Raw genomic sequence first — 25,086 nt, 5'->3', positions numbered from 1 at the left:
CGCCGGGGTCGTAGGCATCGTGACGATGCCATCGCCCAAGACTGACGAACCCACAAGGCAATGTCCAGAATGCGACGCCTTCGGGAGGGCGGGTTCGATCCTCCCCGGCGTGCCTTTCGCGAACCTTATGGGCGCATGAGCCTCGCCTGACCGTGCGGGTTGGGGGCTGTCGGTCGTATCCTATGGCCTTGTGTCTCATGGAAATGCCGCGTGCGGTACCTCAACCAGCTCGAGCCTGATGCGCTGATCGCCCAGTTCGCCGAGCATCCACCGATCGGTTTCAGCGTGACGGAGGCGGCGGGCACGCCGGCCTTCGTGGCGCCGTTCGATCTGCTTACCACCGCCGACGCGGATGTGCGTCAGAAGGTGACACAGGCCCCCGGTTACGGCTGGTGGGGGCGTTTGCTGCGCTGGCGTACCACGTTCGTGGGTACCACGGTGTCCGAGTACGCGCTGTTTCCACGCAATGCGCAGCCGGCCGCCTTGGCTGGAGCGCTGCGCGATGCGCTGGGTCGCCGCACCCGCCTGATGATCATCAAGGACATTCCCCAAGCCTCGCCCTTGTTCGATGCCGCCAGTGGCGCGTGGTGCAAGCAATTCGCCGATGCCTGCGCCGCGCAGGGCTTCGTGCTGCTGGAGGGCCAGGCGCTGGCTTATGTGCCGATCGACTTTGCCAGCGAGGAGGAATACCTTGCACGCCTTTCCTCCGGTCGCCGCAAAGACATCCGCCGCAAGCTGCGCAAGCGCGACGACGTGGCGGTGGAGGTGGTGCCCTGCGGCCACGCCATGTTCAACGACGATGCCGTGGTGGATGCGTATTACGCGCTCTACGAGAACGTCTACGCGCAAAGCGAGATCCATTTCGACAAGCTCAGTCGCGACTTTTTCGCGGCGGTGCTGCGCGACGGTAGCCACGGCGGCGTGGCCTTCGTCTATCGCCACGAAGGCGCCATGATCGGCTGGAACCTGTGTTTTGTGGTGGATGGCAAGTTGATCGACAAGTACGTGGGTTTTGCCTATCCGCAGGCACGCGAACAGAACCTGTACTTCACCAGCTGGTTCCACAACCTGGCCTATGCTCGCGAGCAAGGGCTGACCCATTACGTGGCGGGCTGGACGGACCCCGAGATCAAGTCCTACCTGGGCGCCCAGTTCACGCTCACACGGCACGCCATTTACCTGCGCAACCCGCTGCTGCGCATGCTGGCGCGCCGCCTGGGCAAGTTTTTCGAGAGCGACAGCAAATGGGCCAACCATGACAAGGCGTGATCCTTTCATCCTGGATTTCGATGGTTCGGTGGGCGAGATTCCCGGCGCCACCACACTGCCGTTGGGCGATTGGCAGGAGGCGATCCGCTTCGGCTGCACGCTGCGCACGTTCAATCGCCTGCGTACCTACCTGGATGAACGTATGCCGGCTCAGTACGGCACGGTGCTGATGGGCTCGGGCGACTATCACCACCTCACCTGGCCACTGGTGGAGCGCCAGCGCGCGCGCGGGCCGTTCCAACTGGTGGTGTTCGACAACCATCCGGACAACATGCGTTTCCCGTGGGGCATCCATTGCGGGTCGTGGGTACGCCGGGTGGCGATGCTGCCGTATGTCACGCATGTGCACGTAGTGGGTATTACCTCGGGCGACATCGGTGCCAAACATGCGTGGGAGAACTACCTGCGCCCGTTGCAGGCCGGCAAGCTCACCTACTGGTGCATGGACGTGAACGTGGACTGGGCGGCGCGGCTGGGTATCGCGGATGCGTTTCGCCGCTTCGATGATCCGGAGTCGCTCACCTGCGCCTTTGTGCGTCAACTTCGCCAGGCGCCGCAGCCGACCTATCTGTCGATCGACAAGGATGCCTTCAGCGTCGAAACCGCCCGCACCAATTGGGACCAGGGTCGCCTGGAGGCATCGCACGCCATGGCCATCATCGAAGCCCTGCGCGGCCGCATCATCGCCAGCGACATCAACGGCGAGGTGTCTGCTTATGCTTACCGCACCTGGTGGAAACGCATGCTCAGCGGCATGGATGGGCAGGAGCCGGTACTGCAGAGCGAGCTGGATGCCTGGCAGGCGCAGCAGCGTGCGTTCAATACCCAACTGTTGGCCGCCATCGCGGAAAGCAGCGTGTAAGCAGGTGCCTTGAACATTTACGCCTGATCGAGGGTTAGCGCTCGCTGGCCCGGGCCGGAGGTGACATGACCCGCTTCGCCGAACGTATGCATGTCAGCGCACGCGCCTTGTGGTTTCTGCTGGCGGCCTTCGTCATTACATGGTGCGCTTGGGGCGCTCTCGTCCCTCTTACCCTTGGGCATGCCACGTTCTACGGCGAACCACTCTTCATGGCGTTGTACGTGGTGGGTGGTCTAGGGCCAACCTTGGCGGCCTATTTGGCGGTGCGTATGACGCCGGCAGAGGCCCCCTTGCGCGAGTTCAATGCACGGGTGTTGCGCTGGCGCGTGCCACTACGCTGGTATGTGGTGGCGCTGGGCCTGCCGGTGGCGTTGGGGTTGATGGCCGTGGGTATTGCCGTGGCGTTGCGCCCGGCGGTGTCGACCCTGGTGGCGTTCAAGCGCTGGTACTGGTTTCTGCCCTTGTTCGCCATGACCATTGTTGGCGGTGGGCTGGAGGAGTTCGGTTGGCGCGGCATCCTGCAGGAGGAGTGGGAGGATGCGATGGGGCCAGGTCGGGCGGCCTTGTTGATTGGCCCGCTGTGGGCGCTATGGCACCTGCCGCTGTTCGCTCTGCCGGGCGTGGCGCAGTACCACGCGGCATTTGCGCCGTTCCTGGTGGGCGTGATCGGTAACGCGTTGTTGCTGGGGTGGCTGTACAGCCGCACGCGCAGCATTGCGTTGTGTGTGTTCATGCACGCCGCTGGTAATGCGGCAACGATGCTGGGCATCACGGTGCCGCGGGGGCAAGGCTTGTCGTTGGTCGGGCCTTGCCTGGGCCTCGCGGTGGGGGCGCTGCTGTTTCTGTCGACACCCAAAGCCACCGAGCACGTGTAGTCAGGCCTGCGCGGCTACCACTTCATGAAGGGTGGCGGTGAGAACGGGTGTCGGGCAAACCATCCACCCGCGGCCTTCATCAGCATCTTGTGGAAACCCGCATTCGGAAACTGTCGTTTGAGTTGTTGCATAAAGGCGCGGGGCACGCCGCCCCGGCACAGGCCCAGCGAGAAGTCGGCCAGGTCGGCGCGACGGAATACTTCTAGCAGCGGGTAGCGCGCGGCCTGCTCGCCGCGAATGGCGCGGACCTTGTGGTGCAGATCGATGAGCAGGGTGATCTCTTGTTCCCATACGTCGAGCTGGTGAGCTTTCAGGTAGCTGACCGCTTCGCGAATGGAGGGTGGGAGATAGTCGACGGTATGGTCCGACCACAGGCCGATGTCGTGATGACAGGCAGCGATGATGAGCTTGGTGCGATCTTGATCGCTGCAGGCATGCAAGGCAAAGCAGCAGTGCAGCATGCGGTACACGTGATGCTTGTATCCCGTGTAGTCAGGGCCGATCCGCTCTCGCCACGTTTCCAGAATCTCTTCCACAAGAGGAAGCGTGGGGTAAATCGTCAGATCGGCGGTCATGGTGGCGTTTCCCGAAAACGCGAATGAGTAGGAGCAAGAAGCTTGGCGAGGTGCGCGCGGAGTATGCCGATACGGGATGGCCGAAGCGGCCAGATTACTCCGATAGTGCCAAGGCGATGGTGCCCAGCGATCAGTGCGCCAGTACGCGTCGCAGTGCTTCGACGATGGAGTCGAAGCTCGCCTCGTCGAGCCACGGACTATTGGTGATGGTGAGCGAGCGCGCGGCGAAATCGCGGGCACGCGGCAGCGGCGTGTCGTTGACGATATCGCGCAAGTAGCCGTAGTCGGGCAGGGCGTGGATGAACAGGCGGCTGACGCCAAGGCCCGCTGTCCATAGCGACTTCAACGCGGCATCGCGCGCAGCCTCGTTCGGCAGGGTAAGCAGCAGGAAAGGCCACACGCCTTGCTGGCCGGGGGCGTCATCGAACACGGTTACGCCGGGCAGCTCGCGCAGTCGCGCCACATGCCGCAGCGCTTGCGCGCGGGTGACGTCGAGGAACGCGGGCAGGCGTTGCAGCGCGCGTGCGCCCACGGCTTGGCGCCAATCGCTCACGGTATGCAGCGGAATGTCGGGGCCGAAATCGTCGCCGACGGCGGCGACCGGGTCGTTCTCCGCCAGCGCTTTGCGCAGCGGGCGTCCGTAGGCCAACGTGAGCAGCGAAGGGCGATACACCAGCGCGTAGCCGATCAGCTCGAGTGCGCGTTGCCAGTCCATGCCGCGGTCACGATGGATGGTGTCGCGGTGGCTGGTGGCGAACGCGTCGCGCAGGGTGGCATCGCGCGTCAGCAGCAAGCCACCTTCGAACAGGGTGAGGCCCTTGCCCACGGCGAGGCTGAAAAAGCCCGCATCGCCCATCAGGCCCACGCTGCGGCCATCCTGCTGCGCGCCGAGCGCCTGGGCGGCATCTTCCAGCACGTAGGCACCCGCGCGGCGGGCGATATCGAGCGCCGTCGCCACATCGGCCACGCGGCCCGCCAAGTGCGTGGGCACGATGGCCAGGGTGCGTTCGCCAGCGAGCGCGGCAAGCTGTTGGTGATCGAGATCGAAATGATTGGGCGCCAGATCGCACAGGCGCAGCTTGAGCCCGGCGCGATGGATGGCGAGCGCGACCAGCGGGCAGGTCCACGCGGGCACGATCACTTCGTCGCGCTGCGGCCGCAGCGTGTGCATGGCACGCAGGGCCACCACCATCGCGGCGGTGCCGGAGCATTCCAGTTGCAGTTGCTCTACGCCAAGCCAGGCGGCTACCTGCGCCGCAAAGGGCGCACGGCCGGGCCGCAGGTCGGTGAGGCGAAGCGGCAGACCGGCAGTGGGCGGCAGCTCGCGAGCCATGTCAGTCGCCCGCAGTGACGCCCAGCGCACCCTTCGCTTCGGTGGGCGCGTCGTTCTCCGGATGCGCGCCGGTTTCGGCGAAGGCAAGGCAGATGATGCCGGCGACAATCACCAGCGCGCCGATCACGCGCGACCAGGTGAGCGGTTCGTTGAACAGCCACACGGAGAACAGCATCACGCTCACCACCTCAAGATGCGTCACCGCGAAGGCGGGGCCGATCGGTGCGTGCTTGAGCAAGGTCATCCAGGTGAAGAAATTGCCGACGTAACCAATGACCGCGATGTAGATCCATGGGTGGCCGAACACGCGCACGACCCAGGCCCAGTTGGCCTCGGGCGGAAAAGCGTGGTCGCCAGCGTATTTGAAGCTCAGCTGCACCAGGGTGTCGAACAGCACCAGGATGGTGAAGCCAATGGCGTAGAAACGAGCGTGCTTCATAGGTGTTCCTTCAGCCTGCGCCCGCCGCGCCGACGATGGCGACGCCCGCGGTAACCAGCAGCATGCCGGTGATACGCAAGGGCGTGAGCCGTTCGCGGAAAAGGATGCGGCCGGCGATCATCACCACCACGATATTGATCGAGCCCAGCAACACGCCTTCGGACAGGTCCACCAGCGAGAGGAAGGCGATCCACACCAGGAACTCGGCCACGTACGAAAGCACGCCTACCCAGATCCATGGGCGGGCGAACATGTACTTCCAGCGCGCCACGCCGTCGCCGGCTTCCGGGTCGCCGGCCGCCGCCTTGAAGGACAACTGGCCGACCGTATCGAGGGTGACGTTAAGCAGCCACAGCGCAACAACCAACGGAGTCACGCGGCGACCTCAGGCTGCGGCACGCGCGGCGGGTTCGTAGGTGGCGGCGATCTGCCGGAAAAACTCGGCCGAGCGATCGGTGAGCAAGCGGCGTTCACGATCCACCGTGATCATGTGGTAGCTGTCTTCCAGCCACAGCGTTTCCACCGGGCCGGATACACCGCGTTGCACCAGGTAAGCGTTCTCGATGCTGGCGATGTCGTCTTCGGTGGCGTGCGCGATCAGGCAGGGCGCGGTCACCTTGGGCAGGTCGCGCTTTACCACGGCGGCCATGTTGTACATCTCCGCCAGCGAGGGCCACGGGTTGCCGGGCAGGCCGGCCGCGGCGCTGTCGCCGCTCAGCATGGCGCCGCTGATCTGCGCGCGCAGACGCTCGTCGCGAATGCCGTATGGCTCGCCCTCGTGCACCATGCGGTGCTTGCCGATGCCCAGCTTGTGCAGCAGCGGCAGCAGGAAAGAGAACTTGCCGAACCACGGAATGGCCCAGCCGTCATAGCGGAAGGTGGCGCCGTAGACGCCCACGCCCTTGACCCACTCCGGTCGCTCGGCCGCCAGCTTGAGTGCCAGCACGGCGCCCATGGAGAGGCCCGCCACGAACAGGTGGTCCACTTCGTGGCGGAACTGCTCGGCGGCGCCTTCCACGCTGGCGTACCAATCGCGCCAACCGGTCTTGAGAAGATCATCCACGTCGCCGCAGTGACCGGCCAACTGCATGCCGTAGACGCTATAGCCGGCGCGGTTCAGGCCCTTGCCCAACAGGCGCATCTCGGTGGGCGTGCCGGTAAGGCCGTGAATAAGCAGCACACCGCTGCGACCGCCCTCGAGGCGAAACTCGACGTTCTGGATCACAGGGAGGCTCCGATGCAGCGGGGGGATACGGCGCAGCGCGGCTGGCGCAGGGAATGAGGACAGTTGACCATGCCGCCAGTCTGGCGGCTGAGCCTTTCCAAGAACTTTCGACCCTGCGCAAGGCAATCGGCGCGTTAGTCGCCTGTTCGAAGAAGTTCGCGCCGCCGAGGGCGCTTGAGGAGCTTGGCGGGCGCTAAGGCTTTCGCCCTCGTCTGCCCCGAGCGGCCACCGCATCAGCCGGCAGCGATGGCGATCCCTTGGGGCCGCCCCCATGAGCGATCTGGACTCAGTGGCCGAAATGACTCTGGGTGCCGCTGACCGAGATGCTCATGCCGCCGGTGGGATGCTCGCAGCTGCCGAAGGCCTGGCTCATGGTGACTGCACCGCCTGTGTAGCTGCCGCTGACGTGGTTGCCCGCCATCACGCCCATGCCCACGCTGCCATGCACTTGGGGCTGGTTATACGTGGCGTCATCGCACGCCACGGCTTGGCGACCGGCTAAGGCTTGGTCGTGCTCCGTCGATCCGGTGGTGTCGCCGTAATAGGTGCCCGGCGGGTCTTTGCTGTAGCTGGTGGTATTGCCGGTGGCGCTGGCCGTGGAAGGCGTGGCCTTGGAATCGGCGGGCTTGGTGGCGGTATCGGCGGTGTTCGCAGGTGCGGCAGCGGAGCTGCCAGGGGCCGGCGCGACGCCGGCAGGCAGCCTGAGATTCAACGGCTGCCCAGCGTTTTGCGCGATGGCGCCCGTCGCCACCAGGGCGAGGGCGAGAAAAACGGTGGGGCGGACGATCTTCATGAGAAAACTCCGGGGACGTGCTGCTGATAACGCATCACCGTCGCCGGTGTGCACACGTCCCCTTTGGAGGGCCCGCCGGGCGGCTTAGTTCCCGCCTCAGCCGGTGGTTTCGATACGCTCGACGCGACGCAGTCCCTGCGGCAGCAGACCGCCGCGGGTGGCGCGGTTGCCGCCGTACTCGACCAGGTTGGACCATTTCAGCGTGAGCTTGCGCTGGCCGGCGTAGAGCGTGACTTCGCCCTTGCCCTCGGCCACCACGGCAACACCGACCACCTTGATGCCTGCCGCCAGCTTGGCCTTGGGCACGTCGATGAGCTTGTTGCCCTTGCCCTTGTCCAGTTCGGGCAGCTCGGCCACCGAGAACATCAGCAGATGACCTTCGGAGGTGACCACCACGATGCGGTCGCGGGCCGGGTCGGCGCTTACCTGCGGGGCCAGCACCTTGGCGCCATCGCCGATGGTGAGGATCTGCTTGCCGGCCTTGTTACGCCCGGTGAGCGCCTCGAAGCGGGTCACGAAGCCGTAGCCGTGATCGGTCGCCAGGATGATGCGGGTGTCGTTGTCGCCAGCCACCAGCGCGTCGAAGCTGGCGCCCGACGGCGGGCTGAAGCGTCCGGTGAGCGGGTCGCCATTGCCGCGCGCGGAGGGCAGCGTGTGGGCCGGCGTGGAATAGCTGCGTCCGGTGGAGTCGATGATGGCGATCTGCTGGGTGCTGCGCGCCTTCACGGCCGCGAGCAGGCGATCGCCTTCGCGATAGTTGAGGCCTTCGGCGTCTACTTCGTGGCCCTTGGCCGCGCGAATCCAGCCCTTTTCGCTGAGCACCACGGTTACCGGTTCGCTGGCGACCAGGGCGCTTTCGTCCAGTGCCTGGGCGGCTTCGCGCTTTACCAGCGGCGAGCGGCGCTCGTCGCCGTACTTGGTGGCGTCGGCGCGAAGTTCGTCCTTGATCAGGCCCTTGAGCTTGGCCGGCGACTTGAGCAGCACGTTGATGCGCGCGCGCTCTTCTTCGAGCTGGTCGCGCTCGCCGTTGATCTTCATCTCTTCCAGGCGGGCCAACTGGCGCAGCCGGGTTTCGAGGATGTAGTCGGTCTGTTCCTCGCTGAGGCCAAAGCGCGCCATCAGCACCGACTTGGGTTCTTCCTCGGTGCGGATGATGTGGATCACTTCATCCAGGTTGAGGTAGGCGATGCGCAGGCCTTCCAACAGGTGCAGGCGGCGCTCGACCTTGGCCAGGCGATGGCTGAGGCGGCGCGTAACCGTATCGGTGCGGAACTGCAGCCACTCGGTGAGGATGCGCTTGAGATCCTTCACCTGCGGGCGGCCGTCCAGGCCGATCATGTTGAGGTTGATGCGGAAGCTCTTTTCCAGGTCCGTGGTGGCGAACAGGTGCTGCATCACCTCGGTGGCGTCCACGCGGTTGGAGCGCGGCACGACTACCAGGCGGATCGGGTTTTCGTGATCGGACTCGTCGCGCAGGTCTTCGACCATCGGCAGTTTCTTGGCGCGCATCTGCGCGGCGATCTGCTCGAGGATCTTGGACGGGCTCACCTGGTGCGGCAGCGCGGTGATCACGATGTTGCCTTCGTCCATGTGGTACACGGCGCGGGCTCGCACGGAGCCGGTGCCGTTCTGGTACATGGTCAGCAGTTCGCTGCGCGGCGTGATGATTTCCGCTTCGGTGGGGTAATCCGGGCCCTGGATGTGTTCGCACAGGTCGGCCACGGTGGCGTCCGGGTCATCCAGCAGGCGGATGCACGCGCTCACCACTTCGCGCAGGTTGTGCGGGGGAATGTCGGTGGCCATGCCCACCGCGATGCCCATGGAGCCGTTGAGCAGCACGTGAGGTACGCGCGCGGGCAGCCAGCTGGGTTCTTCCAGCGTGCCGTCGAAGTTGGGTACCCAGTCGACCGTGCCCTGGCCCAGCTCGCCCAGCAACGCCTCGGCGATGGGGCTCAGGCGCGACTCGGTGTAGCGCATCGCGGCGAAGCTCTTGGGGTCGTCGGGCGAGCCGAAGTTGCCCTGGCCATCCACCAGCGGGTAGCGGTACGAGAACGGCTGGGCCATCAGCACCATCGCCTCGTAGCACGAGGTATCGCCGTGCGGATGGAACTTGCCGATCACGTCGCCGATGGTGCGCGCGGATTTCTTGGGCTTGGACGATGCGGCCAGGCCCAGCTCGCTCATGGCGTACACGATGCGTCGCTGAACCGGCTTGAGGCCATCGCCCACAAAGGGCAGGGCGCGGTCGAGCACCACGTACATCGAATAATCGAGGTAGGCCCGCTCGGCATACTCCTTGAGCGGGATCTGTTCGAAATTAGCTTGCAGATTCATGGGGTTGCGTCGATGGACTGCGCGCAAGGGGCGCGCTTAACCGGGGGATGGTGCCAGAAACGGGGGAGTTGGGGCGAGGGGCAGCGCCGTGGGCGTGGTCGCGCGTCAGTGGTTCACGCGGGTGGTTTCGACGCCCAGCTTGCGCAGTTGCTCCTGCAGGCTATCCGGCCCGGCGAGGTGGCCGGCGCCCACGGCTACGAAGCTCACGCCCGGCTGCTGGAGCTGCTCGGCGATGACCTTGGCCCAGGCCTGGTTGCGTTTCACGATCAGGCGTTGATAAAGCAGCGGGCTCTCCTTGCGTAGTTCTTCGTCTTCCAGGTGAGAGATGGCGGCTACGTTGCCATCGCGCCAGGCGTCGACCAGCCCGCGCAACTTGGCGGGGCCATCGGCCACTTCCTTGAACGACTGGCGCAGGAAATCCAACTGCATGGCTTCGGGCAGGTCGGCCAGCATGCGGATCTGCTGCTCGGCGGTTTCCAGGCCTTCCACCGGCTTGCCGGCGCGCTGCATGCGGGCTTTGAGTTGCTTGTCCACGCCCAGATTCGGGTCCATGCCGGCTTGCACCAGCGGCGCCATGGTCAGGGTGAGCGCGGCCAGCCAGGGGCGCATCGGCTGCAAGGCATTGGCGCCGCCGGGGAGCTTGGCGGTGTCGGCGGCCTGTTGCAGGCGGTGCTGATCAGCGGCGTCCAGCTTGCTCGACAGCGGGTGGCCCAGGTCCAGCCCGAACTGCATCACCAGGCCCTGCATGGCGGCGCTGTCGTCATCGACGATCTCGATGCTGAGTCGGCTGCTTTCGTCCAGTGCCTTGTCCAGTTCGGGGGAGTTCCAGTTGGCGTCGGACGGTAGCAGGTGCACGGTGCCGAACAGGTACACAGTGGCATCCCCGTGGCGGGCGACCCACAGGGCGGGCTGCGCCAGCGCGGCCGTGACCAGCAGCAGGTTCAAGGCGAGGGCGGCGCCAAGGCGGGAAAACAGTTTCACTACGACTCCTGATGCGGGAGGGCTGGCGGCGGCGCGGGTGTCATTCACCCGTCATGATCGGCGCATCGTACATCGCTGCGCAGCCCGCATGGGTGTTAGCGCGCCACACGCAAGCCGCCGGGCACGCCCCGCGGGCTGAGCGTGAGTTGCCATAGCTGGTCGCGCCGACTGCGAAACACCGCGGCCGACACCCCCAGGTAGAAATGCCACATGCGGCGGAAGCGGTCGTCGTAGCGCTCGCGCAATTGGGGCCAGGCAGCATCGACATTGGCGCGCCAGGCGGTGAGGGTGCGGTCGTAGTCGGTGCCGAAGTTGTGCCAGTCCTCCACCACGAACAGGTCCTGCAGGGCGAGCGTGACCTGGGCGGCGGATGGAATCATGGAGTTGGGAAAGATGTACTTCTCGATCCATGGATCGGGCCGACTCGGGGCACCGTTGCTGCCGATGCTGTGCAGCAGGAACAGGCCGTCCTCGTGCAGGCAGCGACGCACCACCTCGAAGTACGTCCGGTAGTTGAGCGCGCCCACGTGCTCGAACATGCCGATGGAGAAAATCGCGTCGAACGGTTCATTGAGTTCGCGATAGTCCTGCAAGCGGATATCCACCGGAAGGCCATGGCACAGCGCGCGTGCAAACTCGGCCTGCTCTTGCGACACCGTCACGCCCACGCCTTCCACGCCGTAGGTTTCGGCGGCGTACTTGAGTGCCTCGCCCCAGCCGCAACCGATATCCAGCACGCGCTGGCCGGGTTTGAGTTGCAGCTTGCGGCAAATCAGATCGAGCTTGGCGACCTGCGCGTCGTCGAGGTTGTCGGCATGGGCCCAGTAACCGCACGAGTACACCAGCCGCTTGCCCAGCATGGCCTGGAACAAGTCGTTGCCCAGGTCGTAGTGGGCCTTGCCGATCTCGAAAGCGTTCTCGCCACGCTGCAGGTTGATGAAGCGTGCCTTGAGATGGGCGAGCAGGGTGTCGAGCGTCTTCAGCTCTTCATCCAGACGCGAGCGCAGCAGCAGGGTGAACATGCCGGCGAGGTCTTGGGTATCCCACCAGCCGTCCATGTAGCTTTCGCCCAGGCCCAGGGAGCCGTGGGCGAAGACCCGCGCATACAGGCGCTCGTCATGCACCTGCATGTCGGTAGGGGCGGGGCCGTCGAGCTGGATGCCGGCGTGTTCGAGCAGGGTGGTGGCGCGACCCTTGAGCGAATCCTGACTCATGCATTCCTCGTTTCATGTAGCCATAAAACGGGCGGCCCACACGGGTATCCGCGTGGGGCGCAAAGCCTCCCGCCGCATCCTAAGGCGCGGAGACGGGCTTGCCCAGAACGCCGAAGCTTGCGGGAGCGATTGCATACACCGCGTCGATGCCGCTGGCGCGCACGGCCTCCAGCAGCGTCTGCGCGTGTGCTTCGGATAGCAGAAACTCCACTTTCACAGCCAGGTCGTCCGCCAACTCGAAGAACTGTTCCTCGCGCAGCACACCGTGGCGACCATAGCCGCAGATGGCGCGAAACGCCGAGCCGCCGGCAATACCTTGCCGCTTGGCCAGCTCCAGCAGCCATTCGTAGGCCAGCATGCCGTCGTGACGGGCGCGGGTGTGGCAGTAGAAGGCCAAGTGCACACCCTGTTGAGCGTTGGGGATATTCATGGGCACTCCTAGCTGCGCAGTACGGCACGGGTGAGGGCAATGCCAGAAACGGTCATGGCGATCGAACCCACCAGATGCATGGCCAGGTGGCCGCCGAACCACAGGTATTGCTGGCGCAGCAGCAGGGTGGTCGATTCCGCGGAAAAGGTGGAAAAGGTGGTGAGGCCACCCAGGAAACCCGTGGCCGCGAACAGACGCAATTCGGGTGGCAATGTCTGGAAGTGGTCGAACACGCCCAGTACCACGCCCATCAGCAAGCCGCCGAGCAGGTTAGCGGCCAGCGTGCCCATGGGCACGGTGGGAAACAGCGGGTTGAACAGCACGCCAAGCGTCCAGCGAAGCCAGCAGCCCAGCGCGCCTCCTACGCCAACGGCAACAAATCCGGTAAAGCCCACGTTGTTGGTCTCCTCAAAAGTCGCTCGACTTCCTGGAAACAGGCACGCGCCTGCGCCCCGGAAGCTCCGGTGGTGCAGGCATCATCAACCCGAAGGTGGTTTGTCCAGCCGCCGCGTGCGTGCACGAGACGACGAGAACAGGAGGCATGCCATCTCCTGAATGCATGAATCAGGGAGCAGTGAAGTGGAAAGCGCTGCCGCGCCTGAGCGCCGAGCCTTTGCGACTCCCCATTCCCAAATCCCTACAAAAGCCATGCTAGCCGATGATTGGTCAATCGTCATGGCTCGGGTGGGCCGAGGGCGCCGCTATACTTGGCGTTCCTCGCCGCCGTGTTTTCGCCATGAGCCCATCCCCGCGCCCCGTCCGGCGCAGCCTGCCGTGGCTGCTCGCGGGCCTGTCCATGATCGGCCCGTTCTCCATTGATGCGGTGTTTCCGGCGTTTCCGTTGATCGGCGAGCGCTTTGGCGTGGACAGCACCCAGTTGCAGCAGATGATCAGCATGTACCTGATCACCTATGCGGCGATGAGCCTGTTCCATGGTGCCATTTCCGATGCCATCGGCCGCAAGCCGGTGATCGTGGCGGGCATCCTGGTGTATGCGCTGGCATCCGCTGGCGCGGCGCTATCCACGTCCTACCCCATGCTGCTGGCTTGCCGCGCGCTGCAAGGCGTGTGTGCTGGCGCCGGCCTGGTGGTGGGGCGTGCCATCGTGCGCGATAGCCTGGAGGGTGCAGCGGCCCAGCAGCTGATGTCACGCGTGATGATGATCTTCAGCGTGGCGCCGGTGATCGCGCCCATCGTCGGTGCGCAACTGCTGTTTCTCAACGGCTGGCATGGCATTTTCTGGGTGCTGATGGGCTTTACGCTGCTGCTGGCGCTGGCCTTGATGCTGTTTCTCGACGAAACCCATCCACCGGCGTCGCGAGTGCCGTTTCATCCCGGTAACCTGGTGCGCGGTTACGTGAGCTTTGGGCAGGATCGCCTGTTCTGGCCGCTGCTGATTTCCTGTTCGGTGAATTTCGCCGGCCTGTTCCTCTACATCTCGTCGGCGCCGCACATTGTTCGCGACCTGCTGCATTTGTCTGCGCAGGGCTTTCCCTGGTTGTTCTTGCCGGTGGTGCTCGGTCTCTTGGTGGGCGCGTGGTTCTCCGGCCGCATGGCGAACCGCCGCAGCGTGGCGTTCACCGTGAATGCTGGCTATGCCTCCATGTTGCTGGCCTGCGCACTGCACTTGTTGATGGCGTTGGTGACGCGCGAACCGGTGCTGCCGTGGTCGATGTTGCCGCTGGTGCTGCATGGCATTGGCGTGCAGTTGGCGTTCCCCACGTTGACGCTCTTGCTGCTCGATCGCTTTCCGCACCGTCGTGGCGGCGCCTCCTCGGTGCAGGCGTTCTCCAGCCTGTTGCTATGTGCGTTCGTGGCGGGCGTGATGTCGCCGTTGTTGTCGGGCCACATGCTCTACCTGGCGCTGGGCGCGACCGTGTTGACGGTGATCGGCTGCTTGTCCTGGCAGTGGTATCGACGCCTGCTGCGTCGACCGCCGGCGACGCTGCCGGGGGATGATGTGGCGGATACCGTGGTGCAGGAGGAGATCGCCGAGCGGCGCTGACGGTGTGGTTGGTCGGGGCGTCGACGCGATGCCTCGGGTGCCCTCAGTGAGGAAACCGCGGCAAGCCCTGTGCGTCCAGTAGTCCGTGCTGTTGCAGCCACTCACGCGCGTTCGCTGCATCTTGCTCGAACCACGCGCGGGCCGAGCCCAGTCGAAACGAATAGCCCCAGGCGTCCATATCCGATTGCAGGCGGGCACGCCCCACGCCAGGCAAAGCGTCCGCCAGCACGATCTGCAGGTAGCAGGTGGCGTCTTCTTCATCGATGGAATCGGTGGCGTCCGTGTGCACCTCGGCGCGCCGCTCGGGCGGCAGCACGATCAGGTGACCGGCCTCGTGCAGCAGGGAGTGCACCGGGGTGTCGTCGCGCGCATACACGGTGGTGCCGATAATGCCCGCCTCACTGTCGCCCCAGTAGCTGCCGGGGATGGCTTGCCCGGACTCCACGCGCTCCAGTTGCAGGCCGTAGCGGGCGAGCAGGGCGGCGGGGGCGTCAAAACCCAGTGCGGCCAAGCGCATGACGCTGGCTTCGTCGGGTGTGGGCGTGGTGTCGTACGGCATAGGCAAGAATGGTCGCCGCCGCGTGGCGGCGACCGGATGGTGGGTGGCACGGGCGAGCCGTGCCACCACGTCAGCCGGGCTTGGCCTCGGCGTGGTCGGGCAGCGCTACCGAAAGCTCGAGGATTTCGTGTCCGCTGTCGCGCTCGACGTTGATGTTGATGGCTTCGAGGTCGACGTGGACGTATTTCTTGATCACTTCGAGCAGCTCGTTGCGCAGCAACGGCAGGTAGTCGGGGGCGCCGCGGGTGGAGCGCTCCTGGGCCACAATGATGCGAAGACGCTCCTTGGCGACGGACGCGGTCGGTTCCGGCTTGCGCTTCAGGAAATCAAGAATACCCATCGCGATCAGCCTCCGAACACGCGCTGGAAGAAGCCCTTCTTGGGCGCGTCGAGGAAGCGCAGGGCGCGCTCCTCGCCGAGAATGCGGGCCACGGTATCGCTGTACGCCTGGCCGGCAAAGGAGTTCTCGTCCAGGATCACCGGTACGCCGGCGTTGGACGCCGCCAGCACGTTTTCCGATTCCGGGATGACGCCCACGACGTTGATGCCGAGGATTTCTTCGACGTCCTTGACGCTGAGCATTTCGCCCACGGCCACGCGCGCCGGGTTGTAGCGAGTGAGCAGCAGATGCTGCTTGATGGCGCCGTTGCCGAGTTCGGCGCGGCGCGTTTTGCTGGCGAGCAGGCCGAGGATGCGGTCGGAGTCACGCACCGAGGACACCTCGGGGTTCACCACCACGACGGCGTGATCGGCAAAGTACATGGCCAGGTGCGCGCCCTTTTCGATGCCAGCCGGGGAGTCGCAAATGACGAAGTCGAAACCCTCCTTGCCCAGTTCGTCGAGCACTTTCTCCACGCCTTCCTGGTTCAGCGCGTCTTTGTCGCGCGTCTGGCTGGCGGCGAGCACGTAGAGGTTCTCGTAGCGCTTGTCTTTGATCAGCGCCTGCTTGAGCGTGGCTTCGCCGTGCACGACATTGACGAAGTCGTACACCACGCGTCGCTCGCAGCCCATGATCAGATCGAGGTTGCGCAGGCCGACGTCGAAGTCGATCACTGCGACTTTCTTGCCGGCGATTGCCAGTCCGGTGGCCAGCGATGCGCTGGTAGTGGTCTTGCCGACGCCGCCCTTGCCCGAAGTGACAACGATAATCTCAGCAGTCAAGGCTCATCTCCGCATGATTCTTTGTTGTAGTAATGGTTGATCGTCAAAGCTTGGCGATCAGCAGTTTTTCACCGTCGAGCCAGCATTGCACAGACTGGCCCTCCAGGTCTTTTGGAATTTGTTCAAACACGCGGTAGTGACCAGCGATGGCCACCAGCTCCGCGCGAAAGTCGTGAATATAGATGCGCGCGTTCTCATTGCCCTGTGCGCCAGCCATCGCGCGACCGCGCAGGCTGCCATAGACATGGATGCTGCCGTCGGCGATGACCTCGGCGCCGTTCGCGATGGCGCCGGTGACGACCAGGTCGCGGTCGCGCGCATAAATCTGCTGGCCGGAGCGCACGGTACCGTCGAGGTGTTGCGCGCCCAGCCCGGCGGGAGGCGCGGGTTCGGCAGCGCGCGGCTCCGCACGACGCACGGGCTCGGCCGTTGCCGCGGGTGCAGGCGCCGATGCGGGCGGTGCGATGCTGCCTCCGTCGGCCGGCTCGTAAGCGGCACGAAACTTGGCGATCAGCGGCAGGCCCATGCGGCGAGACAGTGCTTCCACCTCGCTAGTGCCATAGGCCAGGCCCACCGGCAGCATGCCGGCGCTGCGGATGGCTTCCAGCAGGGCGTCCACGGTGCCGTCGTCGGGCAGCGTGAGTAGATGGCTCAGGTCCAGCACCACGGCGGCGCGGGAGAACAATTGCGGGGCGGCGCGCACGCGGCGCTCCAGCTCCTCGCAAAGGGCGGCCGCGTCGACGCGGCGTATGCGTACGTTGGCAATGCCGACCTGGCCGAAGCGCAGGTCGCAAGCGTCTTGAGTATCCATTCGGGCATTCACGGGCGCCGTTCTCCAGCGAGTCGGCGCGGGGTGGCATCGGTATGAAGGGGGCGCGGGCGCTCGGCCAGCCAGGGCTGGTCAGGCAGGCCGCCATGATCGAGATAGGTATCGCGTACATACGCGAAGCTGGGCAGGTCCTTGGCGAGCAGGCTCACCTGCGGGCCTTCATCGCCCATGCGCTGCTGCCCCACCTCTTGGAAACCATAAGTGCCGTGAAACAGCACCACCACGTCGTCGCGCGGCTCCAGGAACACCTCGCAGGTGAGCAGGGGTACGCGAACTTCGGCATAGCTGGTCACATCGCAATAAAAGATGCGGCCAAGACCGTGACGGCGGTAGGCGTTGGCGATAACGATGCGATCGATATAGGCGAACTCGGGATAGTGTTCGCCAAACCATTGGTAATTAGGGCTTTCGTAGCTGCCGCCGTGGCGCAGGGCGATCAGGAACCCCGCAAGGTGTCCGTCGATCTCGGCCACCCGGAAATAGTCCGCGTGGTCATAGAAGTAACGCAGTTGCACGGCGTCGAGGGCGAGGATGGTGCGGCCGGCGGCATTGTTGAGCGCCAGCACGGCATCCAGGTCGTGCTCTCGCACGTCGCGGATGGCAAGGGCCATTCGTTGCTCCGCAGTGTGTGGTTCGAGGACAAGACCGGTCATTCGGCCCCGCGTGACAGGCGGCATTATGACATGCGACCGGCGGCCGCACATATCACGGCGCACCATGTAAAACCTTTGTAAAGCGCCCACTGCCATGGCTTTTGGCATGGGAGGGGGAGTGACTTCTCACGCATTGCACCACGCTGGGGAGTAGCTAATGATGCGCGTATGGCCTGGTCCAACATCAATCACATCCGGCTCATTCGATACGCCGGTCTGTTCACCTACCTGTGCGTCGCGCTGCCGCTGCTGTCCGGTCCTGGCGGGCTGGCGCAGGTCAATGCGTGGTGGAGCAACCCCAATATCTCGGGGTGGATCCTTTCGTACCTGATCTTTGGCGTGACCTACCTGCTGCTGACACGCCGCTCAGGCATGACGCGACAGACCGGGTTCCCGTCCATCGCCCAATTGCTCGGCCTGGTGGTGCTTACCGGGTCGGCGGTGGCGATGGGCTGGTTCAGCCAGAGCGGCCTGTCGGCCATGCTGATGCTGGTGATCGCGGTGGTGCTGCCCTGGCAGTTGCCGGTGGGGGCGGGCCTGCTGTGGATGCTGCTGCAGAACCTGATGCTCATCCCGATCATCGCCAGCTACATGGGCTGGACCATCGTTACGGCCTTCCTCCAGGTATGTATGTACCTGGGCATTTCGGCGCTGGTGTTCTTCACCTCGATGATCGCCAGCCTGCAGGCCGAGGAACGCGAGGTGCAGCGCCGGCTCAACTCCGAGCTGCGCGCCACCCGGGCGCTGTTGGCCGAATCCACGCGTATTGCCGAGCGCATGCGCATCGCCCGCGACCTGCACGACCTGGTGGGGCATCACCTCACCGCGCTCAGCCTGAACCTGGAAGTGGCCAGCCACCTGGTGAATACGCAGGCAGCCGAGCATGTGCAGAAGGCCCAGGTGACCGCCAAGCACCTGTTATCGGATGTGCGCGAGGTGGTGAGTGAGCTGCGCCAGGACGATGCGATCGACCTGACGCAGGCGCTGCGTAGCCTCATCGAGGGTGTGCCAGGGCTGCGCGTGCATGTGGAGACGCCGCCGCGCTTTAGCGTGGAGGACCCGCGCCGGGCCCAGGTGTTGCTGCGTTGCGCGCAGGAGATCATCACCAATACCGCCCGCCATGCCGGCGCGCGCAACCTGTGGCTGCGTTTCGATTACATCAATGCCAATCTGTTGGAATTGTCCGCCCGCGACGATGGCCGCGGCGCCAGCAACTTCAAGCCGGGCAATGGCTTGTCCGGCATGCGCGAGCGCCTGGCCGAGTTCGAGGGCAGCGTGATGGTGGACCCGGCCATGAGCCAGGGCTTCGCGCTCACCGTGCGCTTGCCGCTGGGGGAGGTGCAGGAGCTGGCGCACACACCGTCACGGTTCGAGCCGCCGGCGCTGGGCATGCTGTAAGAATTCACGTGTGATCGATGGCTCATGTCAAAATGCGGTGATTGGATCTCCGCATCGTTCTTCCCGTAGCCTCCGGGCCTTGCCCGCAGGTCACTACTGTTTCGAGGATTCGCGATGATTTCCGTCTGTCTCGTCGACGACCAGAACCTGGTTCGCCAGGGTGTCCGCTCTCTGTTGGACTTGGCGGAGGACATCCGCGTGGTGGCCGAGTGCGCCGATGGCGCCCAGGCCGTGCAGGACATTCCCCGGGTCAAGCCCGATGTGGTGCTGCTGGACCTGCGCATGCCCAACATGAGCGGCCTGGAGGTGTTGCAGGCCCTTTCCGCCCGCAACGAACTGCCGCCGACCATCATCCTCACCACCTTCGATGACGACCAGTTGGTGCTCCAGGGCCTCAAGGCTGGTGCGCGCGGTTATCTGCTGAAAGACGTGTCGCTGGAACAACTGGTGGAGGCGGTGCGCACGGTCGCTGGTGGCGGCTCTCTGGTGGCGCCCATGGTCACCCAGCGCCTGCTGGCCGGTGTGGGTCGCATGCAGAACCAGTTCACCAGCCTGGAGCAGCCCGACCCCCTCACCGAGCGCGAAACCGAGATTCTGCGCCTGCTGTCCGGCGGCTACAGCAACAAGGAAATCGCCAACTCCCTGAAGGTGGCCGAGGGCACGGTCAAGAACCACGTGTCCAACATCCTCTCCAAGCTGGGCGTGCGTGACCGCACCCGCGCCGTGCTCAAGGCCCTGGAATTGGGCATCGTCTAAGCCCCGCGGGGCCTTGCCTGACGCCATTCGCGGGCGTCTGGAAGGCCCCTGTCAGGCCATCTTTACGGCCGGATGGCGTTCAGGCGCGCGAGCAAGTACCATCGGTGGCTTCGGCGCTGGCCGACCCCCGTCATGACGCGATTCTTCGGGAATCTCCCGTGGCGGCCTGGTCTCCGGCGACTGTCTTAGTGCCGTGTACAGAGAGACGTGCGGAGAACCCTGGAATGATGCGTGTTCTAGAATTTATTGTGGCCCTGATCATCGTCGCCGTGGTGGCGGTGGTGGTGGGCTTTGTGATGCCTGGCAGCGGCCATGTGGACCGGTCGTTGGTCGTCGGCAAGGACATGCGTCAGGTCTATGACGTGCTGAGCAACTTCCGTCGCTTCCCGGAATATTCCGTGCAGCGCGAGTTTGACCGCAACATCAAGTATGACCTTTCCGGCAAGGCCTATGGCCCGGGCGCCGAGATCAGCTGGACCAGCCAGGACGAGAAGGTTGGCAGCGGCAAGTTCACCATCGCTTCGGCCGATCCGAGCTTCGACAAGGTCGACTCCACCGCCAAGAAAGCCACCATCGTCTGGAACGTGGACAACGACTGGCGCGGTAACGACAAGCACTTCACGCTGGACCTGGAGCGCCAGGGCAGCCGCGGTCAGCTCACCAAGGTCACCTGGTCGTACGACGTCGACTACGGTATGAACCTGATCAACCGTTACTCGAGCCTGTACATCCATGGCGATCCGGATGCCTTCATCCAGTTCACCCTGAACAATCTGCAGAACGTGTTGGCGTCCGTGCAGAATGTGGACTACACCAAGCTGGTGCCGTCCATCGAGCAGACCCAGCCGACGCCGGTGCTGATGGTGTCCTCGTCGATCGAGCGCAAGGGTGGCCTCGAGGCCCTCAATGACGCTACCGACAAGGCCGTCAGCGAGATCCAGGCTGCCGCCAAGAAGCTGGGCGTGACCACCACCGGTCCGCGCATCATCTACACCACCAACTACGGCGATCAGACCTACACCTTCGACGTCGCCATGCCGATCAGCGCCACCAGCCTGAACGTGGGTGGCCAGACGGTGGAGCTGGCCGCAGCCAAGTCGCCTGACCTGAACGCCGCCGGTGCCAGCACCAGCGCCGCCACGTCGGACAACAACGCCGACACCAGCACCCCGGGTGGTCACGACCGCTTCGGTCGCCTGATCGTCGACAAGGACGTGCGCGCCTTCCTCGCCTTCGGTGGCCCGGCCCTCAAGGCCGTGTGGAACGGCACCGCTGCCGGTGTGCCGCAGACCCGCGATTTGATGAAGGCTTATGCCCAGACGCACGGCTACAAGTACGACGAAGTGGTCAACCGCTTCTACGACATCGAAGCCAAGCCGGAAGTGAAGCAGGGCGACGAAGTGAAGCAGTACGCCGAGTTCGACGTGTACCTGCCGCTGAGCAACGCACCGGACCAGACCCCGGAACAGGCTGCCGGCATCAAGCCGCCGTCGCTGGACGACAACGGTGACCAGGCTCCGGCGTCCTCCGGTACCGCCGCCGCTCCGGCCGCTGCCTCCAGCGCCGCGCAGTAAGCGGGTCGCTCGCAAGACCTCGAAAGGCCCTCCCGCGTGGAGGGCTTTTTTTTGGATGGAGAACACCCGCAGACCGGCAGGGGCGAACTTTTCGGTTACATTGCGGGTCGACCATCGCAACATTCCGGGCCGTGCGTCGCCGTCGATGCCGCCCCTTGCCCCGAGCGGACATGATCGAAACCGAACAGCTCACCCGGCGCTACGGCGCGTTGACCGCGGTCGACTCCCTGAGCATTCGCGCCGAACCCGGGCAGGTGCTTGGCCTGCTGGGGCCCAATGGCGCGGGCAAGACCACGGCGATGCGCATGATCGCGGGCTTTCTCGAACCCAGCTCCGGCACTGCGCGTGTGTGCGGCTATGACGTGCGCAAGGAGCCGCTCAAGGCCAAGCGCGCATTGGGTTACCTGCCGGAAGGCGCGCCAAGCTATGGCGAGCTGACCGTGCGCGAATTCCTCACCTTCATCATGCGCATGCGCGGACTGCAGCGCGACCAGGCGTACAGCCGCTTCGAACGCGTAGTGAGCGGCCTGCAGTTGGAGGGCGTGCTGGATCAGTGCATCGATACCTTGTCCAAAGGCTTGCGACGTCGGGTCGGCTTGGCGCAGGCGATCGTGCACAACCCGCAGGTGCTGATGCTGGACGAGCCTACCGACGGCCTGGACCCCAACCAAAAGCACACCGTGCGTCAGCTCATCGATGCCATGGCGCGCGACCGCACCATCCTCATCTCCACGCACTTGTTGGAAGAAGTGCATGCCCTGTGCAATCGCGTCGTGATCATCGCCAACGGCAAATTACTGGCCGATGCCACGCCGGCGGAGCTGGAAGCGCGTTCGCGCTATCACGGGGCGGTGTCCTTCAGTGCGCCAGGCAGCGGCGTTTCGCAGGAGATGCTCGGTCGCCTGCCGCAGGTGGCCTCGATTGAGGTGGACCCGCTGGATGGTCGCATTACGGTCTTCCCGCGAGCGGGCGAACGCATCCTGGAGCCGGTGGAGGCGCTATTGCGCCAGCAAGGTCTCGAAGTGTCGGAAATTCAGCTGGAACGCGGGCGCCTGGACGAGGTGTTTCGCCATATCACCACCGGCGCGGAGGGTGGCGCATGAGTCCGGTCGCGGCCGTGATGCGGCGCGAGCTGCGCAGTTACTTCGTGACGCCGGTAGCGTACGTTTTCCTGGTGATCTTCCTGGCGCTGGCGGGCATCCTCACCTTCTACGCGGGCGATTTCTACGAACGCGGCCAGGCCGACCTGCAACCATTCTTCGCCATGCACCCCTGGCTGTACCTGGTGCTGGTGCCGGCAGTGTCGATGAGCATGTGGGCGGAAGAGGCCAAGGGGGGCACGCTGGAGTTGCTGCTGAGCCTGCCGCTCAATCTGGCGCAGGCCATGATCGGCAAGTTCCTTGCGGCATGGCTGTTCATCGGGTTAGCACTTGTGCTGACCTTCCCGATCTGGATCACGGTGAACTACCTCGGTTCACCCGACAACGGTGCGATCCTCGCCGGCTATCTCGGTAGCTGGTTGATGGCCGGTGCCTTCCTCGCGATCGGCGCGTGCCTGTCCGCGGTAACCCAGAGCCAGGTGGTGGCCTTCGTGCTGACGCTGGTGGTGTGTTTTCTGCTGATACTGGCGGGCCAGCCGCAGGTGATGGAGTTCTTCCAGGGCACCTTGCCACGCCGGCTGGTGAACGGAGTGGCTCACCTGAGCATGTTGCGTCATTTCGAGGCCATATCGCGTGGCGTGCTGGATCTGCGTGACGTGTTGTACTTCCTGCTCAGCATGGCGGCCTGGCTCACCGCGGGCGTGCTGGTGCTCGACCTCAAGCGGACGCCCTGAACGATGAAGCCCTTTCGTTTCAGTCGTCGCGCCATCCTGTTGACCGCGCTCGCCGTTCTGGCGGTGGGGTACGTTACGCTGACCGTGGGCACCAGCCGCTGGCTGCGTGTTTCGCGCGTCGACCTCACCTCCGATCGTCTGTACACGCTCACCTCGGGCACCACGCACATCGTGGATGGCCTGCACGCGCCGCTCAAGCTCACCCTGTATTTCTCCGATCACGCGGCTCGCGATCTGCCGCAACTGCGCAGCTATCGCCAGCGCGTCAGTGAGATGTTGCAAGAAATGGTGGCGCGAGCGCACGGGCGCCTGCGCCTGCAGATTGTCGACCCGGTGCCTTACTCCGATGACGAGGCCAGCGCCGAAGGCTATGGCCTTACGCCGATCAGTGGTGGAACCAATGGCGAACGGGTGTTCTTTGGCCTGGTGGGCAGCACGCTCGCGCAGAGCGCCGATGGTGATGGGGAGGGCGATGACCGCCTGCCTGGCAAGACGTTGGCGATACCGCTGTTCGATCCCAGTCGCGAGAGCTTTCTGGAATACGACATCGCCAAGTTGGTGTACGAACTGGATCAGCCCGTCAAACCCAAGATCGGGCTGATCAGTAGCTTGCCGGTGGAAGGTAATCCCGTGATCGGCGAAGAGCCATGGACGGTGATGCGCCAGTTGGGTCAGCAGTTCGAGGTGAAAGCGCTCGATCCGTCCAAGCTTTCGCATGTGGGCGAGGACATCAAGGCGTTGCTGTTGATCCACCCCAAACACCTGCCGGCCGATGCGCTTTACGCCATCGATCAGTACGTGCTGCATGGTGGCCACCTGGTGGTGTTCGTCGATCCGGTGGCGGAAATGGATAACACGCCTTTCGTGGATAGCAGCGGCGCCACGGATGATCACAACTCCGACCTGCCCAGGTTGTTTGCAGCCTGGGGCGTGCAGTACGACCCGCAAAAGGTCGTGCTCGACCGCTCCCGAGCGCTGCGCATCGAGCTGGCCGACAGTAGCTCCATGAGTCATCCGGCCATGCTGGGCCTGGGTACGCAGGAGCTGAACCACAACGATGTGATTACGGCCAGCCTGCAGCGCATCAATGTTTCCAGCGCCGGCTTTTTCGATCTGGCGCCGGGCACGGCATCGCGGCTGCAACCGCTGATGCAGTCCTCCAACGATGCCGAAGTGGTGCCCGCGCAGCGGGTGCGTGAATCGATCAACAACCCGGGCGGCCTGCTGGATGGTTATCGACCGGACAACCAGCGCTACGTCATCGCGGCGCGCGTGCGTGGCGTATTCGATAGCGCCTTTCCGGAGCGGGCGAAGCAGGCGGGGCATTTGGCGCACGCGGCCGATGGCGTCGAGGTGATTCTGGTGGCAGACACCGATCTGCTCAGCGATCGCCTCTGGGTGTCCTATACGCAAAGCTTGCTCGGCCAGCCGCAGCTCAGTGCCATTGCCAACAACGGCGACTTGATGACCAACATCGCCGATAACCTCAGCGGCTCGTCGGCGCTGCTTTCGATTCACGGCCGGGTGAGTTCGCAGCGGCCATTCACGCGAGTGCAGGCGCTGCAGAGTGCCGCCGACCAGAAGTTCCTGGCCAAGAAGCAGGAGCTGCAGCGCGAACTGGCGGTGACTCGCTCGCGCCTGAGTGAGCTGCAGCCGGCCAAGGGTGGGCGCGGCGACAGTGTGAGCACGGAGCAGCGCGCCGAGATCGAGCAGTTCCTGCAGCGTCAGTTGTCCATCAACAAGGAGCTGCGCGACGTGCAACACCAGTTCAATGCGGAGATCGATGCATTGGGCTTGCGATTGAAGTTCATCAACATCGTGCTCGTGCCGTCTTTGGTGACGCTGGCCGGTTTGCTGTACGGCTGGCGGCGCTCGCGTCGCAGCCGCCGGCGGGTGTGAGCGGTAGGTGCGGGCGTGACGATGCGTCGCGGTGTCGGCGGCCCTGGCGGTTTCTGCATCAGGGCTATGATGCAGCATCGCTGCCGCG

General features: G+C 64.7%; 26 protein-coding genes and 1 riboswitch. Of the genes, 10 read left to right on the top strand and 16 right to left on the bottom strand.

Annotated elements, in window-relative coordinates; translation table 11 throughout:
- The first annotated feature begins 210 nt into the window (after positions 1-210).
- From AC3G2C_RS13715 to AC3G2C_RS13705, 3 genes are all read left to right on the top strand, one after another.
- Complete coding sequence (locus tag AC3G2C_RS13715) at positions 211-1,269, top strand: GNAT family N-acetyltransferase (RefSeq protein ID WP_488385177.1); 1,059 nt, start codon at positions 211-213, stop codon at positions 1,267-1,269.
- Positions 1,256-2,131, top strand: coding sequence for an arginase family protein (locus AC3G2C_RS13710; protein ID WP_488385176.1), 876 nt, complete (start codon positions 1,256-1,258; stop codon positions 2,129-2,131). Before AC3G2C_RS13715 ends, AC3G2C_RS13710 begins: the two co-directional genes overlap by 14 nt.
- Positions 2,132-2,196: 65 nt before the next feature.
- Positions 2,197-3,006 (top strand): CPBP family glutamic-type intramembrane protease, encoded by an 810-nt coding sequence (locus AC3G2C_RS13705; protein WP_488385175.1) that lies wholly within the window; start codon positions 2,197-2,199, stop codon positions 3,004-3,006.
- A 14-nt stretch (positions 3,007-3,020) separates the two neighbouring features.
- Here the strand turns inward: AC3G2C_RS13705 and AC3G2C_RS13700 are convergent, their stop codons facing one another.
- From AC3G2C_RS13700 to crcB, 11 genes are all read right to left on the bottom strand, one after another.
- Positions 3,021-3,581 carry a hypothetical protein gene (locus AC3G2C_RS13700; protein ID WP_488385174.1) on the bottom strand — a complete coding sequence of 187 codons (561 nt, stop codon included), beginning with the start codon at positions 3,579-3,581 and terminating at the stop codon, positions 3,021-3,023.
- Between the two features lie 130 nt (positions 3,582-3,711).
- Positions 3,712-4,914: a DegT/DnrJ/EryC1/StrS family aminotransferase gene (locus tag AC3G2C_RS13695; protein WP_488385173.1), complete on the bottom strand. Its 1,203-nt coding sequence runs from the start codon at positions 4,912-4,914 to the stop codon at positions 3,712-3,714.
- Between the two features lies 1 nt (position 4,915).
- On the bottom strand, positions 4,916-5,353 hold the full coding sequence (locus AC3G2C_RS13690) for a DMT family transporter (RefSeq protein WP_488385172.1): 438 nt from the start codon (positions 5,351-5,353) through the stop codon (positions 4,916-4,918).
- Positions 5,354-5,363: 10 nt separating this feature from the next.
- Positions 5,364-5,729: an EamA family transporter gene (locus AC3G2C_RS13685; RefSeq protein WP_488385171.1), complete on the bottom strand. Its 366-nt coding sequence runs from the start codon at positions 5,727-5,729 to the stop codon at positions 5,364-5,366.
- A 9-nt stretch (positions 5,730-5,738) separates the two neighbouring features.
- Positions 5,739-6,578, bottom strand: coding sequence for an alpha/beta hydrolase (locus AC3G2C_RS13680; RefSeq protein WP_488385170.1), 840 nt, complete (start codon positions 6,576-6,578; stop codon positions 5,739-5,741).
- A gap of 286 nt (positions 6,579-6,864) precedes the next feature.
- Positions 6,865-7,371 (bottom strand): hypothetical protein, encoded by a 507-nt coding sequence (locus tag AC3G2C_RS13675; protein WP_488385169.1) that lies wholly within the window; start codon positions 7,369-7,371, stop codon positions 6,865-6,867.
- Positions 7,372-7,467: 96 nt separating this feature from the next.
- Entirely contained in the window at positions 7,468-9,705 is a 2,238-nt protein-coding gene (parC, locus tag AC3G2C_RS13670) for a DNA topoisomerase IV subunit A (RefSeq protein ID WP_488385168.1), read from the bottom strand.
- A gap of 105 nt (positions 9,706-9,810) precedes the next feature.
- Positions 9,811-10,686 carry a TraB/GumN family protein gene (locus AC3G2C_RS13665; protein WP_488385167.1) on the bottom strand — a complete coding sequence of 292 codons (876 nt, stop codon included), beginning with the start codon at positions 10,684-10,686 and terminating at the stop codon, positions 9,811-9,813.
- 95 nt (positions 10,687-10,781) lie between these two features.
- Positions 10,782-11,900 (bottom strand): cyclopropane fatty acyl phospholipid synthase, encoded by a 1,119-nt coding sequence (gene cfa / locus AC3G2C_RS13660; RefSeq protein WP_488385166.1) that lies wholly within the window; start codon positions 11,898-11,900, stop codon positions 10,782-10,784.
- Positions 11,901-11,979: 79 nt separating this feature from the next.
- On the bottom strand, positions 11,980-12,330 hold the full coding sequence (locus tag AC3G2C_RS13655; protein WP_488385165.1) for a DUF190 domain-containing protein: 351 nt from the start codon (positions 12,328-12,330) through the stop codon (positions 11,980-11,982).
- A gap of 8 nt (positions 12,331-12,338) precedes the next feature.
- A complete protein-coding gene (gene crcB, locus AC3G2C_RS13650; protein ID WP_488385164.1) occupies positions 12,339-12,725 on the bottom strand; it encodes a fluoride efflux transporter CrcB in 387 nt (128 codons plus the stop codon).
- A gap of 68 nt (positions 12,726-12,793) precedes the next feature.
- Positions 12,794-12,891, bottom strand: a riboswitch (Fluoride riboswitch).
- A gap of 175 nt (positions 12,892-13,066) precedes the next feature.
- Between crcB and AC3G2C_RS13645 the strand changes: the two genes are divergently transcribed.
- Entirely contained in the window at positions 13,067-14,335 is a 1,269-nt protein-coding gene (locus tag AC3G2C_RS13645) for a multidrug effflux MFS transporter (RefSeq protein ID WP_488385163.1), read from the top strand.
- A 43-nt stretch (positions 14,336-14,378) separates the two neighbouring features.
- Here the strand turns inward: AC3G2C_RS13645 and AC3G2C_RS13640 are convergent, their stop codons facing one another.
- From AC3G2C_RS13640 to AC3G2C_RS13620, 5 genes are all read right to left on the bottom strand, one after another.
- The gene (locus tag AC3G2C_RS13640; RefSeq protein ID WP_488385162.1) at positions 14,379-14,894 is read right to left on the bottom strand and encodes a hypothetical protein; all 516 of its coding nucleotides are present in this window, start codon (positions 14,892-14,894) and stop codon (positions 14,379-14,381) included.
- A 70-nt stretch (positions 14,895-14,964) separates the two neighbouring features.
- Positions 14,965-15,234 (bottom strand): cell division topological specificity factor MinE, encoded by a 270-nt coding sequence (gene minE / locus AC3G2C_RS13635; RefSeq protein ID WP_488385161.1) that lies wholly within the window; start codon positions 15,232-15,234, stop codon positions 14,965-14,967.
- A 5-nt stretch (positions 15,235-15,239) separates the two neighbouring features.
- Positions 15,240-16,055, bottom strand: coding sequence for a septum site-determining protein MinD (minD, locus tag AC3G2C_RS13630; protein WP_488385160.1), 816 nt, complete (start codon positions 16,053-16,055; stop codon positions 15,240-15,242).
- 43 nt (positions 16,056-16,098) lie between these two features.
- The gene (gene minC / locus AC3G2C_RS13625) at positions 16,099-16,866 is read right to left on the bottom strand and encodes a septum site-determining protein MinC (RefSeq protein WP_488385159.1); all 768 of its coding nucleotides are present in this window, start codon (positions 16,864-16,866) and stop codon (positions 16,099-16,101) included.
- 8 nt (positions 16,867-16,874) lie between these two features.
- Positions 16,875-17,495 (bottom strand): GNAT family N-acetyltransferase, encoded by a 621-nt coding sequence (locus tag AC3G2C_RS13620; protein ID WP_488385158.1) that lies wholly within the window; start codon positions 17,493-17,495, stop codon positions 16,875-16,877.
- A 210-nt stretch (positions 17,496-17,705) separates the two neighbouring features.
- Between AC3G2C_RS13620 and AC3G2C_RS13615 the strand changes: the two genes are divergently transcribed.
- The 6 genes from AC3G2C_RS13615 to AC3G2C_RS13590 all read left to right on the top strand — a co-directional run bounded on the left by AC3G2C_RS13615 (position 17,706) and on the right by AC3G2C_RS13590 (position 24,998).
- A complete protein-coding gene (locus AC3G2C_RS13615) occupies positions 17,706-18,935 on the top strand; it encodes a sensor histidine kinase (RefSeq protein ID WP_488385157.1) in 1,230 nt (409 codons plus the stop codon).
- Positions 18,936-19,049: 114 nt separating this feature from the next.
- A complete protein-coding gene (locus tag AC3G2C_RS13610; protein ID WP_488385156.1) occupies positions 19,050-19,691 on the top strand; it encodes a response regulator in 642 nt (213 codons plus the stop codon).
- Positions 19,692-19,915: 224 nt separating this feature from the next.
- A complete protein-coding gene (locus AC3G2C_RS13605; RefSeq protein ID WP_488385155.1) occupies positions 19,916-21,265 on the top strand; it encodes an SRPBCC family protein in 1,350 nt (449 codons plus the stop codon).
- Positions 21,266-21,435: 170 nt separating this feature from the next.
- On the top strand, positions 21,436-22,368 hold the full coding sequence (locus AC3G2C_RS13600; RefSeq protein WP_488385154.1) for an ABC transporter ATP-binding protein: 933 nt from the start codon (positions 21,436-21,438) through the stop codon (positions 22,366-22,368).
- Positions 22,365-23,099 carry an ABC transporter permease subunit gene (locus AC3G2C_RS13595; protein ID WP_488385153.1) on the top strand — a complete coding sequence of 245 codons (735 nt, stop codon included), beginning with the start codon at positions 22,365-22,367 and terminating at the stop codon, positions 23,097-23,099. Before AC3G2C_RS13600 ends, AC3G2C_RS13595 begins: the two co-directional genes overlap by 4 nt.
- A 3-nt stretch (positions 23,100-23,102) precedes the next feature.
- Positions 23,103-24,998: a GldG family protein gene (locus AC3G2C_RS13590; protein ID WP_488385152.1), complete on the top strand. Its 1,896-nt coding sequence runs from the start codon at positions 23,103-23,105 to the stop codon at positions 24,996-24,998.
- The last annotated feature ends 88 nt before the right edge of the window (positions 24,999-25,086 follow it).

The sequence above is a fragment of the Frateuria sp. sgz306004 genome (assembly GCF_057750885.1).
This window is presented reverse-complemented; position numbering and strand designations above follow the sequence as displayed.

Excerpts from the sequence above, each read along its gene's own strand:
- AC3G2C_RS13710 (WP_488385176.1), top strand. The coding sequence starts at position 1,256 with ATGACAAGGCGTGATCCTTTCATCCTGGATTTCGATGGTTCGGTGGGC.
- AC3G2C_RS13705 (WP_488385175.1), top strand. The coding sequence starts at position 2,197 with ATGACCCGCTTCGCCGAACGTATGCATGTCAGCGCACGCGCCTTGTGG.
- AC3G2C_RS13700 (WP_488385174.1), bottom strand. The coding sequence starts at position 3,581 with ATGACCGCCGATCTGACGATTTACCCCACGCTTCCTCTTGTGGAAGAG.
- AC3G2C_RS13695 (WP_488385173.1), bottom strand. The coding sequence starts at position 4,914 with ATGGCTCGCGAGCTGCCGCCCACTGCCGGTCTGCCGCTTCGCCTCACC.
- AC3G2C_RS13690 (WP_488385172.1), bottom strand. The coding sequence starts at position 5,353 with ATGAAGCACGCTCGTTTCTACGCCATTGGCTTCACCATCCTGGTGCTG.
- AC3G2C_RS13675 (WP_488385169.1), bottom strand. The coding sequence starts at position 7,371 with ATGAAGATCGTCCGCCCCACCGTTTTTCTCGCCCTCGCCCTGGTGGCG.
- parC (WP_488385168.1), bottom strand. The coding sequence starts at position 9,705 with ATGAATCTGCAAGCTAATTTCGAACAGATCCCGCTCAAGGAGTATGCC.
- cfa (WP_488385166.1), bottom strand. The coding sequence starts at position 11,900 with ATGAGTCAGGATTCGCTCAAGGGTCGCGCCACCACCCTGCTCGAACAC.
- AC3G2C_RS13655 (WP_488385165.1), bottom strand. The coding sequence starts at position 12,330 with ATGAATATCCCCAACGCTCAACAGGGTGTGCACTTGGCCTTCTACTGC.
- AC3G2C_RS13645 (WP_488385163.1), top strand. The coding sequence starts at position 13,067 with ATGAGCCCATCCCCGCGCCCCGTCCGGCGCAGCCTGCCGTGGCTGCTC.
- AC3G2C_RS13640 (WP_488385162.1), bottom strand. The coding sequence starts at position 14,894 with ATGCCGTACGACACCACGCCCACACCCGACGAAGCCAGCGTCATGCGC.
- minE (WP_488385161.1), bottom strand. The coding sequence starts at position 15,234 with ATGGGTATTCTTGATTTCCTGAAGCGCAAGCCGGAACCGACCGCGTCC.
- minC (WP_488385159.1), bottom strand. The coding sequence starts at position 16,866 with ATGGATACTCAAGACGCTTGCGACCTGCGCTTCGGCCAGGTCGGCATT.
- AC3G2C_RS13620 (WP_488385158.1), bottom strand. The coding sequence starts at position 17,495 with ATGGCCCTTGCCATCCGCGACGTGCGAGAGCACGACCTGGATGCCGTG.
- AC3G2C_RS13615 (WP_488385157.1), top strand. The coding sequence starts at position 17,706 with ATGGCCTGGTCCAACATCAATCACATCCGGCTCATTCGATACGCCGGT.
- AC3G2C_RS13610 (WP_488385156.1), top strand. The coding sequence starts at position 19,050 with ATGATTTCCGTCTGTCTCGTCGACGACCAGAACCTGGTTCGCCAGGGT.
- AC3G2C_RS13605 (WP_488385155.1), top strand. The coding sequence starts at position 19,916 with ATGATGCGTGTTCTAGAATTTATTGTGGCCCTGATCATCGTCGCCGTG.
- AC3G2C_RS13600 (WP_488385154.1), top strand. The coding sequence starts at position 21,436 with ATGATCGAAACCGAACAGCTCACCCGGCGCTACGGCGCGTTGACCGCG.
- AC3G2C_RS13595 (WP_488385153.1), top strand. The coding sequence starts at position 22,365 with ATGAGTCCGGTCGCGGCCGTGATGCGGCGCGAGCTGCGCAGTTACTTC.
- AC3G2C_RS13590 (WP_488385152.1), top strand. The coding sequence starts at position 23,103 with ATGAAGCCCTTTCGTTTCAGTCGTCGCGCCATCCTGTTGACCGCGCTC.